This window comes from Streptomyces xylophagus, assembly GCF_000716435.1.
In the GTDB taxonomy this organism is placed as follows: Bacteria; Actinomycetota; Actinomycetes; order Streptomycetales; family Streptomycetaceae; genus Streptomyces; species Streptomyces xylophagus.
In genome coordinates, this window is sequence record NZ_JNWO01000015.1 from 228,214 (window position 1) to 240,389 (window position 12,176).

The window sequence follows — 12,176 nt, forward strand, 5'->3', positions numbered from 1 at the left end:
CTCATGACTGACTACGACCTCCGGAAGAAGCTGGAGACGGCGCTTCGGGCACGGGCCGGGCAGGCACACACCGAGCATCCGCTCTCGTACGCGCAGAGCTCGATGTTGATGCTGCATCGGATGGACCCGGAGAGCGCGTCCTACAACGTCGCCCTCACCGCCCGCTTCACCGGCGGATTCGACTCCGCCGCGTTCCACCGCGCGCTGCAGTCGCTCGTCGGGCGGCACGCGTCGCTGCGCACCACCTTCAGCCGGGCGGGCGCCGACGACGGGGACGGCCCCGCGGGCCGTCAGACCGTCCACGGCTGGCTCGAACCCGACTTCGCCGAGCTGGACGCGCATCAGTGGACCGACGGAGAACTCCAGGAGGCGGTGCGAGCCGCCTATCGCGAGCCGTTCGCCCTCGTGACCGGGTCTCCCCTTCGAGCGCAGGCATACCGGGTGGCGCCCGGAGAAGCGGTCGTTCTGCTGGCAGCCCACCATGTGGCGTGCGACTTCTGGTCGCTCGGCACCATGCTGGCCGAACTCGAGCAGCTCTACGCCGCCGAGGTCGAACGGCGCCCGGCGGGGCTGTCGGGGCGCAACAGTCCGTACAGCGACTTCGTCACGTATCAGCGTGAGCTGATCGCCGGCGATCGGGGTGCCCGGGCCCGCGCCTACTGGCACTCCCAGCTGTCCGGTCGGTTGGAGCCGGCCGAATGGCCCCGGTTCGATCTGGACCCGGCGGACGCCGACGGCGGCGATCAGCTCGTGTTCCCCATCCCCGCGGACCTCGCCGCCGACGTGTTCGCGCTGGCCAAGGCGGAAGCGGTCACGCCCTACGTGGTACTGCTGACGGCCTTTCAGATCCTGGTCGGCCGCTACACCGGCCGGCGTGACGTGCTCGTCGGGAGCCCGTTCGCCGGGCGCACCGACCCGGCGCTGGCCGAATGCGTCGGGAACTTCGTCAACTCCGTCGTACTGCGCGCAGACCTGAGCGACGCGGTCTCGTTCCGCGAGCAGCTCGGCCGGACCCGCCGCACCGTCGCCGAGGCGTTCGAGCACCAGGACTATCCGTTCGAGCTGCTCGTCAGCGAGCTGGCGCCGCGCCGGGTGGACGGCCGCAATCCGATCTTCCAGGCGATGTTCATCTACCAGAAGTCCGGCCGGCATCCGGCGCAGGCCGCCCTTCACGTGGCCGACGAGGGCGCGTCCCCGGCCGCCTGGGCCGGACTGTCCGCGGCGCCGTTCCCGCTGGCCAAGCAGGACAACCAGTTCGAGCTCACCCTCGAGGTCGTGCACGACGGCGACCGGCTCGTCGGAGTGCTCAAGTACCGCAAGTCCGTCTTCTCCGCGGCCGCGGCCGGCCGTGCCGCCGAGCACTACGCGACGCTGTTGCGGGCCGCGGTCGCCGGCCCGGACCGCGGTGTGGCGGAGCTGCCGATCCTGACCGAGGCCGGGCACGGCGCCGACCGGCACCCCGTGCCGGTGTCCGTCGCGCCGGACGACAGCCTGGCGGCCCGATTCCGGCAGGCCGCGGAGCAGCACGCCCATCGAACGGCAGTGCGCTGCGAGGGCGACCAGCTGACGTATGCCGAGCTCGACGAGCTGGCCGGGCGCTGGACGGCCCGGCTGCGGGCCGAGGGTGTCGGGCCGGGCAGCCGGGTCGCCCTCCTGCTCGAGCCCTCCCTCGACACGGTGACCGCGATCGTCGCGGTCCAGCGGGCCCAGGCGGCCTACGTGGTCCTGGACCCGTCCCATCCCGCGGCATGGTGCCGGACGGTGCTCGAGGACAGCGGAGCGCGCGTGGTGCTCACCCAGCCGGACCTGGCCGGTCTGCTGGACGGTGCCGTGGTGCCGGTCCTGGTCATGCCGGAGGCCGAACTGCCGCCGGCCGGCGAGCCCGGCGATCTGCCGCGAGCCGGCGACGTGGCCTACACCGTCTACACCTCCGGTTCGACCGGGACGCCCACGGGGATCGACGTCGAGCACGGCAATGTCCTGACGCTGCTGGAGTCGATACGTGAACACGTCGTCATCGACGAGACCGCGGTCGGGGCGTTCTTCCACCCGGCCGGTTTCGATCTGTCGCTGTGGGGCCCCCTGCTGGCCGGGGCGTGCCTGGTCGTCGTGCCGTCGGGGGCCGCCCGATCGCCCGACCTCTTCCACGCGCTGCTCGTCGAGGAACGGGTCACACACATGGTCCAGACCCCCTCCGCCCTGCATGGCCTGTCCGCCGCGGTCCGGCGGACCGGGACCCGGGGTCTGGCGCTGAGGCACGTCTTCTCGTGTGGCGAGCCGCTGCCCGCGCCGCTCGCCCGGACCGTCCGCGAGTGGTGCGGGACGCTGTGGAACGTGTACGGCCCGGCCGAGACCACGGTCTGGGCCACCGCGCAGCCCGTCCGGCCCGAAGACTGCGTGGGAACCGGCGTGCCGGTCGGACTCCCGCTGGCGAACGCCCGGGTCCACGTCCTCGACGAGAACGGGCAGCCCGTGCCGCCGGAGTTCACCGGCGAACTGCACCTCGGCGGACAGTGCGTCAGCCGGGGATACGTCAACCAGTCGCAGCTGACGAAGGAGCGCTTCCTCGACAGCCCGCTCGAGCCGCGGGGCCGGCTGTACCGCACCGGCGATCTGGCGCGGGTCAACACCCGGGGGCACCTGGAAATCCTGGGACGTGTCGACAACCAGGTGACGATCAACGGGTTCCGGGTCGAGCTGGCAGGCGTGGAAGCCCAGCTGGACAAGGTGCCCGGTGTCAGAAGGTCGACGGCGTTGGTCGTCGGCGCGGGCGTCGACGACAGCCGCCTCGTCGCCTGCGTGATTCCCGAGCCGGGGTCGAACTTGACGGAGAGCGCCCTGAGAGCGGAGTTGCGTTCCACGCTGCCGCATTCCATGGTGCCCACCGCGATCGGGTTCCTCGACGCGTTCCCGCTCGACGCCGGTCAGAAGGTCGACCGCGCGCGACTGGCCGCGCAGTTCGCGAGCGTGGCCGCTCGAACCGGCGTCGCCGGGGCACCGAGCGACCACGAGCGCCGGGTGACGGCCGTCTGGCAGCAGGTGCTGCAGCGCCAGGACATCGGCCGCGACGACAACTTCTTCGATCTCGGCGGCAACTCCGTGCTGCTGCTTCAGGTCCACGAACTGCTCGCCGGCGACGCCGCAGACCCGCCGTTGAAGGGGTCCGAGCTGTTCCGCTATCCGACCGTGGCCAGTCTGGCCGCGCGCCTTGGCCGGGCCGATGCCGCGCCCGCCGTCGGCGGCGGAGGCGAGGGCCGCGACCGGGATCGGACGTCGGGCCGACGCCCCCGACTGGCGGACGACACGGTCCGCGGCGCGCGCCTGCGGGCCCGGGAACGGGGCGGGAAGAATGCCTGACGCCGACGAGACCGACGTAACGATCCAGCCGAACGACGTGGCCGTGATCGGGATGTGCGGCCGGTTTCCCGGCGCCCCCGACGTGGACACGTTCTGGAGCCGGCTGCGGGCCGGCGACGAGCTGCTGACCACCCGCACCGACGACGAACTCCTCGCGGCCGGTGTGCCCGAGCGGGTACTCCGCGATCCGCGTTACGTCCGGCGAGCGGCCGTCCTGCCCGACGCCTTCGACTTCGACCCCGAGTTCTTCGGCTATACCCGGCGCGAGGCGAAGCTGATCGATCCCCAGCAGCGGATCATGCTGGAGGTCGCGTGGGAACTGCTCGACACCATCGGCTACTCCGGCGGGGCCGACGGTCAGGCGGTCGGGGTGTTCGCCGGCGCGGCGATGAACACGTACCTGACGAACGTCGTCGCCCGGTCCTGCGACCTGCTGACCTACGACGGCATCGAGCTCATGGTCGCCAACGACAAGGACTATCTGACCACGCGGATCTCCTACAAGCTGGGCCTGAAGGGGCCGAGCGTCGCCGTGCAGACCGCCTGTTCGACCTCGCTGGTCGCGGTGCACGTGGCCGCGCAGAGCCTGATCGCGGGGGAATGCGACATCGCGCTGGCCGGCGGCGTCTCGGTGATCGCCAACGCGTATCCGGGCTATGTGTACCGCGAGGGGATGATGTTCTCCCCGGACGGCCGGTGCCGTCCCTTCGACGCGGACGCCGACGGCACCACGTTCGGCGACGGCGTCGGCCTGGTGGCCCTGAAGCGGCTGGCCGAGGCGATCGAGGACGGCGACCGGATCCTGGCCGTGCTGAAGGGATCGGCGGTCAACAACGACGGGTCCGACAAGATCGGCTACACCGCCCCGAGCGTCGAAGGGCAGCGGGCGGTGATCAGCGAGGCGCACGCGGTCGCCGGGGTGGACAGCGACACCATCACATACGTCGAGGCGCACGGGACCGCGACCGCCCTGGGCGACCCCATCGAGTTCGCCGCTCTCAGCGAAGCCTTCGTCGCCGGCGGCGCCCAGCCCGGGCAGTGCGCGCTGGGCTCGGTCAAGGCGAATGTCGGGCACCTGGCCGCCGCCGCCGGGATCACCGGGTTCATCAAGACGGTGCTGGCCCTGCGGCACCGGGAGATCCCCGGCCACCCGACCTTCACCCGGCCCAACCCGGAGATCGAGCTGGCCGGCAGTCCGTTCCACATCAATACCCTGCCGATGGCATGGCAGCCGGGCCCGACCCCGCGGCGGGCCGCGGTCAGCTCGTTCGCCATCGGCGGCACCAACGCGCACGTCGTGCTGGAGGAGGCGCCCCCGCTGCCCGCGCGGCCGACGCCGGACGCCGGTCCCCGGCTGCTCGCGGTGAGCGCCAGGAGCGACCGGGCGCTGCGCGAGCTGGCCGGCCGGCTGGCCGACGTGCTGGCGCGGCCGGACGCCCCCGACCTCGCCGGCGCCGACTACACGCTGCGGGCCGGCCGGCGCGGGTTCGCGTATCGCCGCGCGGTCGTCGCGGACGACCACGCCACCGCCGTGGCCGGACTGCGGGCGATCGCCGCGGGGGCCGCGGCGGCGCCGACGGCGGTGACCGCCCCGGCCGTGTCGTTCCTGTTCGGCGAGGTCCCGGTCGAGGATTTCCGGGTGCTGGCCGAGCGGGTGCCGGCCGTGGCCGCCATCGCGCGGCGGTCCACCGACAGCGTCCTGATCGGCGCGCAGAGTCCGCCGGCCGCGCGGGTGACCGCCGGACTGGTGCTCGCGACGCTGTGGGCCGAATCCGGCGCGCGGCCCGACGCGGTCGGCGGCGCCGGAGCCGGTGAAGTCCTCGCGGCCTGCTTCAGCGGGGTCCTCGACGAGACCGAGGCGCTGGCCCTGCTGTCCTGGCGGGCCGGGCTGCTCGACGGCCCGCCGGAGGTGCGGCCGCGGGTCCCGCGCGTCCCGATCCTGTCGGCCGTCGTGGGCGGCGAGCTGCCGGAGTCGCGAGCCCTCGACCCGCTGCACTGGACTCGGGACGTGTGGGAGGGCGGCCGGCTGGCCGAGGCCTTCGGGGGCCGGACCGCGGACGGGGCGACGGTGGTCGTCGTCGGAACCCCGGCCGAACCGCTGCCGGGGGACTTCGGCCCGGCCGGCGGCACTGAGTCGTCGCCGCTGGCACGGCTGCTCCACGACGCGGCCCGGCTGTGGACCGCGGGTGTGCCGGTGGACTGGTCGCACTGGTCCGGCCAGGAGCCCCGCCGGGTCCCGCTGCCGGCACATCCGCTGTATCGCAGCAGGCTGCGGCTGGACGAACCGGACCAGGCGCCGCCGGCGGCCCCGGCCGGCCCGCCGCGCGGCGAGGAGCTGAAGCGGCTGCTGGCGAAGCTGTGGACCGAGGTGCTGCGTACCGAGGTCGTCCGCTACGACCAGAGCATCTTCGACATCGACGACGACTCGATGCTCGCCGTGCGGCTCGCTCGCCGGATCGGGACGGAGCTCGGCGTCCCCCTGCCGACGATCGATCTGCTGAGGAACCCGACGATCGACCGCCTGGCGGCGCACCTGGCCCGGGTCGGCTGACATGAACCACGAGGAGAACACCGTGGAGCCACTGCTCCCAGAGGTCGTCGCGATGGTCGGCGGCTATTTCGACATCCGGCCGGACGCGCTGGATCCGGACGTCCCGTTCGGCGATCTCGGTGCGGACTCGATGGCGCTGCTCGGCATGCTGCGGCTGGTCGAGGAACGCTTCGGCTGCAAGGTCTCGCTCCGGCAGCTGTTCGGCGACTTCCGGACGCCGGCCGCGCTGGCGGCGCATCTGGCGGCGAACGCGTCGGCCGGGACGCCGCCGGAGGCCGCGGCGACCCCGGCCGCCGGCGCGGTGATCGCCGCGGCCGTCGACGTGCCGCGGACCCTCGCACCCGTGCCGGTGGCGCCGGTCTCGGCCGACACCCTTTCGGTGCCCGGAGCCACGACGGCCGTCGAGCGGCTGATCACCGAACAGCTCGCCGTCATGCGGAGCCAGCTCGAACTCCTGGCGGGCGGTATCGCCCCGGGCGCCGGACCGGTCGTCGTCGAACCGGCGCCCGCGGCCCGTCCGGCAGGGCGACCGGCCTCATCCCGGCCGGCCGTCCCGCTCGCACCCGGTGCGCGCGGCGGAGCCGGCCTCGTGGAGTCGGCGCAGCGTGCCCGGTATCTCAAGGTCCTGGCCGAGCGGTTCGGCAGCAGGACGAAGGGGTCGAAGGAGTTCGCCCAGCGGTTCCGCCCGCTGATCGCCGACAGCCGCTCGTCCATCGGCTTCCGGCCGACGACCAAGGAGATGCTGTACCCGATCGTCGCCGAGCGCGGGCAGGGCGCGCGGCTGTGGGACATCGACGGCAACGAGTACGTCGACCTCACCTTGGGCTGGGGCGTCCACCTCCTCGGGCACAACCCGCCCGCGGTCATGGCGGCGCTGCGCGAGCGGCTGGACCTCGGCTTCGTCATCGCCTCGCGCACCGAGGTGGTCGAGGAGGTCGCCGCCGGCCTGATCGAACTCACCGGCATGGAGCGGGTCGCCTTCCTGAACACCGGCACCGAAGCGGTCATGACCGCCCTGCGCATCGCCCGGGCCGCCACCGGCCGCGACGACGTCGTGGTCTTCTCCACCGCCTACCACGGTCACGCGGACAGCGTGCTCGCCGCGGCCTCCTCCGAGAACGGCGTGCGGACCACCCGGCCGATCACCTCGGGCATCCCGGCGCGCGCGGTGGAGAACGTGCACGTGCTCGAATTCGGCACCGACGAGGCGCTGGAGTTCATCGACAGGCACGGTCCGCGGCTCGCCGCGGTGATGACCGAGCCGGTGACCCTCCGCACCCCCGGAGTGCAGAACCCCGAGTTCCTGCGCCGGGTCCGGGAGATCACCCAGCGGCACGGCACGAAGCTGATCTTCGACGAGATGGTGACCGGTTTCCGCTGCCACCCGGCCGGTGTCCAGGGGCTCTACGGCATCGAGGCCGACCTGGCCACGTACGGCAAGATCATCGGCGGCGGGATGCCGATCGGCGTGATCGCCGGCCGGGGCGGGATCATGGACACGATCGACGGCGGCGTGTGGGACTTCGGCGACGACTCCCGCCCGACCGCGGAGTCCACCTTCTTCGCCGGCACGTTCTGCCAGCATCCGATGACCATGGTGGCGGCCCGGGCGGTTCTGGACCACCTCCGCGGCGAGGGCCCGGCCCTGCAGCGGGACCTCGATCGCAAGACCGAGGTGTTCGTCGACCGGCTGAACGCCGACTTCCGCGAGCTCGACGTGCCGATCGAGGTCCACCGGTTCTCCTCGCTCTTCCGGTTCGAGCACGAACAGAACATGGACCCGCTGTACTTCAACCTGCTCGACCGCGGCGTGTTCGTCTGGGAACTGCGCAACTTCTTCCTGTCCACGGCGCACGAGCAGGCCGACCTCGACCACATCCGGGCAGCGGTCCGCGACTCGGTCACCGAGCTGCGGGAGCACGGTGTGCTCGGCCCCGGCCGGGCGGCCCCGGCCGGGGCCGTGGTGCCGCCGCCCGCGCCGCGCAGCACCCTCGCGCAGCGGCAGCAGGCGGCACTGGACGAGGGTGGCGTGCCGGCGTATCAGATGTCCGTCGGCTTCTGGCTGGACGGCCGGCTGGACCGGGACGCGCTGCGCGGCGCCGTGCGGAGCCTGGTCGCGCGGCACGAGACCCTGCGGACCACGCTCGCTGCCGACGGCGTGACGCTCGTCGTGCGTCCCGCCGCGGAGACGGTGCTGGACGAGGTTCTGACCGAACACGTCTGCCCGGACGACGACGACCTCGACCGCTTCCGGCAGTCCTGGGCCGAGCAGCGGCTCGACCTCGCGGCCGGGCCGGTGTTCCGCGCCGCGATCGTGCGGACCGCTCCGGAGCGGCATCTGCTGCTGATCTCCGGGGCGCACGCCGCGGTGGACGGCTGGTCGTTCGGCGTCCTGGTCGACGACCTCGTCGCCCTGTACAACGCCGGCTGCCAGGATGTCCGGCCCCTGCTGCCGCCCGCGGTGCAGTTCCGGGACTACGCCGCGTGGCACGAGCGGGTCGTCGGCGGTCCCGACGCCGCCGAGCACCGGGACTACTGGCGCACTCTGCTCCAGGGCGCGGCGGCTCCGGAGCTGCCCGGGTCCGGCACGTCCGGACCCTTCCCCTACAGGGCCGTGCGGCACAGCGTCCGGCTCGACTCCGAGTTCTGCGACCGGATGCGCCACACCGCCCGGGAGCAGGGCGCGACGGCGTTCGCCTACCTGGTCGCGGCCTGGGGCGCCGTGCTGCACCAGGTGACGGGGCACGACGACATCGTCGTCCCGGTCCTGGCCGCCCGCCGACCGCCGGAACTGGACCAGGTGGTCGGGTACTGCTCGAACCTGCTGCCGCTGCGTCTGCGACGGACGGCGGACGTCCTGGCCGCGGACTACGTGGCCGAGGTCATGGAACACCTCGTGACCGGGCTCGAGACCCAGGACCACCCGTTCGCCGACCTGATCGTGGAGCTCGCGCCCGGAACCGGCCTGCGCGCCGACCTGCTCGCGACGTCCATTTCGTTCTACCGCCGCGTGGCGGCGCCCCCGATGGACGGGCTCACGGTGTCGGATGCCGACCCGCTGCCGATCGTTCACACGGGCCACCCCCTGGCGCTGAACATCGTCGAGGGCGCGGACGGCTTCCGGTGCGACTTCGAGATCGCGACGGACGTCGTCGCCCCCGACCTCGCCGCCGACATCGCGCGCCGCTACCAGAACCTGCTCGCCGGCCTGGTCGCGCACGGCGAGCGCCCACTGGCCCAGCTGGACCGGCCCGACCATGACGACCTCTGAGCACCACCTCCGACACGACCACATCAGCCCTCGGACACACGGGAGCCGTAAGACCATGATCACAGCAGGCTTGAAGCTCACGCAGAGCGGCGGCATCGCGATCCTCGACGAGGACCGTCTGGTGTTCAACGTCGAGATGCAGAAGATCGCCAACGGCGCCCGGTACAGCAACGTCGACGAACTCGACGACCTGGTCGGCGTCATGGACAAGTTCGACCTCAAGGTCGGCGACGTCGGCACATGGGCGCTGGACGGCTGGGACGGCGCCGCCGGCGGGCGCGTCAACGTGCTCGCCGGCGGGATCCGGACCGAGGTCCTGGTCGCCCCCTACCGGGAGACCGACCTGGTGCCCGACCCGGCGCTGCCGGGCCACCGCGGCCGGATCGTGATCGGCGGCCAGGCGCTGGACTACGACAGCTACGTCCACGTCGCCGGCCACCTGGCCTCGGCCTACTGCACCAGCCCGTTCGCGCGCCGCGGCGAGCCGTCGATGGTGCTGGTCTGGGACGGCGGCTGCTTCCCGCGGCTGTACTGCGTGGACGCCGACGGCCGGATCGAGGCCGGCGGCGAGGCGTTCCCGCTCATCGGCCACACCTACTCGATGACCTCGCAGTACTGGGGCCCGTTCAAGCGGCAGAACAAGTCGAAGAACGTCGACGACCTCTCCGTGGCCGGGAAGATGATGGCGTACATCGCCCTGGGCACCTCGCAGGAGCGGATCAAGCAGGTCTTCCGCGAGGAGTTCTTCGAGTTCTTCGACGCCGACTCGCCGCGGGTGCGGGAGTACCGGCGGACCATCATCGGCTGCGGCAGCACCGGTGAGCAGTCGCACGCCTACGTGCACCAGTTCCTCTCCGCCGTGCAGGCCCGCACCGCCGTGCTCGGGGTCTCGGACGTGGACGTGCTGGCCAGCGTCCACACGTTCATCGAGGACCTGCTGATCGACCGGGTGACCAAGAAGATCCAGGCGTGGAAGGGCGGCGGCGCCTGGAACCTGTGCTTCGCCGGCGGCTGCGCGCTGAACATCAAGTGGAACAGCGCCCTGCGCTCCCACCCGACGATCAAGGCCATGTGGGTGCCGCCGTTCCCGGACGACTCCGGCGTCGCCATCGGCACGGCCTGCCTGGCCGCGGCCGGCGGCTCCGGGCTCCGGCCGATCCAGTGGGGCCCCCGGCTGGGCCCGGCTCTCGAACCGACGCCGGAGGTGCCGCGCGGCTGGAGCACGTCGCCCTGCACGCCGGAGGAACTGGCCCAGATCCTGCACACCACGGGCCAGCCCGCGGTCGTGCTCGACGGCCGTGCTGAACTGGGACCCCGCGCGCTCGGCGGACGCAGCATCATCGCATCGGCGGTCGAGGGGTCGATGAAGAGGCTCCTGAACGACGTGAAGAGCCGGGAGCCCTACCGGCCGGTCGCGCCCATCTGCCTGGAAGAACATGCCCCGACCGTCTTCGACCCGGGCACGCCGGACCCGTACATGCTGTTCGAACACTGGGTCCGTCCCGAGTGGATCGACCGCGTCCCGGCCGTCATGCACCTGGACGGCACCGCACGGCTGCAGACCGTCAACGCGTCCGACGACCCGAACCTGCACGCCATCCTGCGCGAGTACTACAAGTGCAGCGGCATACCGGTCCTGTGCAACACGAGCGCGAACTACAACGGCCGTAGCTTCTTCCCCGACGTCGCGTCGGCGATCGAGTGGGGCCAGCTCGACCTGGTGTGGAGCGAGGGCGTCCTGTACCGGCGGGAGGACTCGGCGTTCTGACTGGGCGTTTGGTCCGGTGATTCGGGTTTGGTCCCGGGTCAGGTTCCGCGCCGGTTCGGGGTGGCTTCGCCGGTGAGTCTGCGGGCCATGAGGTGGATCATCGCTTCGGAGCGGTGCGGGTGGCGTTCGTGTCGCGGGCGAGGCGTCGGTGGTGCGTGAGCCGGCCGATGCCGCGCTCGATGGTCCACCGTCTCGGGATGATCGTGAATCCGCGGGTGCCGGGCGGGCGTTGGACGGGGTGGACGTCGATGCCGAGGCGGGCGCCGTGGTCGATGGCGGTGGTGCGGTAGCCGTCGTCCACCCAGGCCTTCGTGATGTGCGGGTGGGCGGCGGCGATGCGGGACAGCAGGGTCACGCCGGCGTCGACCAGCACGGTCAGCAGCAGGCCGAGGGTGTCGCAGCCGAGGTGGCGCCTGCGCCCGATGATCCGTCGGGCCGCCACTTTTTGCCGGGCCTTCTCCGCCGCGTCGGCGGCCTTCTCCAGGGCCGCCAGGGCGTCGGGGCCCAGGTGCATCCCGGCGGCGTCGTGGTGAGCCCGAACGGTGGTGGAATCCACGCTGACCAGCGACAGGTCCACCTCGCCCCGCCTCGCGGCCTCCGCGATCGCGCCCTCCATCAGGACTTCGAAGACGCCCGCGTCACGCCATTGCCGGAAGCGACGGGAGACGGTCGACCACGCACCGAACTCCGACGGCGTCTCCCGCCACTGCCCTCCGGTCTTGAACCGCCGGATCCCGCCCTCGAACTGCTGCCGCAGCCGCTCCGGGTACGGACCGCAGAGCTGACCCGGTGGGCCCGGCGCGCGAGAACCGCCCAGTTCCTCGCGTTGCGGGCGAAGATCGTGCTGCGGTGTGCGGAGGGCGGGACGAACAGACCGGTCGCGGCGGAGCTCGGGATCGCCCGGGCGACGGTGAACCGCCGGCGTGCCCGGTTCATCGAAGACCGCCTGGACGGCCCGGCCGACGAGCCACGCCCGGGAAGGCCGCCCGCGATCCTCTTGGACCGGGTCGAGGAAATCGTCGTGGCGACCGTACCGGCCTGTCGAAGTCCACCATCGGGCGCACCCGAAACCCTTTACTTGGACCAAGACCGCCGACGAGATCCTCAACTCGCTCGCCGACTGCCTCGCAAAGATCGCCCCGCCGGCAGCGCGTACCAGCCGTCGGCCGCCTCCTCGTCGTCCAGGACCTGCCCGCGACGAGGGCAAGGACCCCGGCCGGCGTGATGTC

General features: G+C 72.4%; 5 protein-coding genes and 1 pseudogene. 5 read left to right on the top strand and 1 reads right to left on the bottom strand.

Annotated elements, in window-relative coordinates:
• The first annotated feature begins 3 nt into the window (after window positions 1–3).
• Genes OO70_RS30625 through OO70_RS30640 form a run of 4 tightly spaced genes read left to right on the top strand, consistent with a single transcriptional unit; the run spans window position 4 to window position 10,947 of the window.
• Window positions 4–3,357, top strand: coding sequence for a non-ribosomal peptide synthetase (locus OO70_RS30625; RefSeq protein WP_043678187.1), 3,354 nt, complete (start codon window positions 4–6; stop codon window positions 3,355–3,357).
• Window positions 3,350–5,908: a type I polyketide synthase gene (locus OO70_RS52815; protein ID WP_158711535.1), complete on the top strand. Its 2,559-nt coding sequence runs from the start codon at window positions 3,350–3,352 to the stop codon at window positions 5,906–5,908. Before OO70_RS30625 ends, OO70_RS52815 begins: the two co-directional genes overlap by 8 nt.
• A 22-nt stretch (window positions 5,909–5,930) precedes the next feature.
• A complete protein-coding gene (locus tag OO70_RS30635) occupies window positions 5,931–9,179 on the top strand; it encodes an aminotransferase class III-fold pyridoxal phosphate-dependent enzyme (RefSeq protein WP_234336976.1) in 3,249 nt (1,082 codons plus the stop codon).
• 55 nt (window positions 9,180–9,234) lie between these two features.
• A complete protein-coding gene (locus OO70_RS30640; RefSeq protein WP_043678191.1) occupies window positions 9,235–10,947 on the top strand; it encodes a carbamoyltransferase N-terminal domain-containing protein in 1,713 nt (570 codons plus the stop codon).
• A 97-nt stretch (window positions 10,948–11,044) separates the two neighbouring features.
• Here the strand turns inward: OO70_RS30640 and OO70_RS56900 are convergent.
• Window positions 11,045–11,722 (bottom strand): annotated as a pseudogene (locus tag OO70_RS56900) (transposase); the annotation flags it as partial.
• A gap of 51 nt (window positions 11,723–11,773) precedes the next feature.
• Here OO70_RS56900 and OO70_RS56220 point away from each other — a divergent pair.
• The gene (locus tag OO70_RS56220) at window positions 11,774–12,172 is read left to right on the top strand and encodes a helix-turn-helix domain-containing protein (RefSeq protein WP_267881241.1); all 399 of its coding nucleotides are present in this window, start codon (window positions 11,774–11,776) and stop codon (window positions 12,170–12,172) included.
• The last annotated feature ends 4 nt before the right edge of the window (window positions 12,173–12,176 follow it).

Excerpts from the sequence above, each read along its gene's own strand:
- OO70_RS52815 (WP_158711535.1), top strand. The coding sequence starts at position 3,350 with ATGCCTGACGCCGACGAGACCGACGTAACGATCCAGCCGAACGACGTG.
- OO70_RS30625 (WP_043678187.1), top strand. The coding sequence starts at position 4 with ATGACTGACTACGACCTCCGGAAGAAGCTGGAGACGGCGCTTCGGGCA.
- OO70_RS30640 (WP_043678191.1), top strand. The coding sequence starts at position 9,235 with ATGATCACAGCAGGCTTGAAGCTCACGCAGAGCGGCGGCATCGCGATC.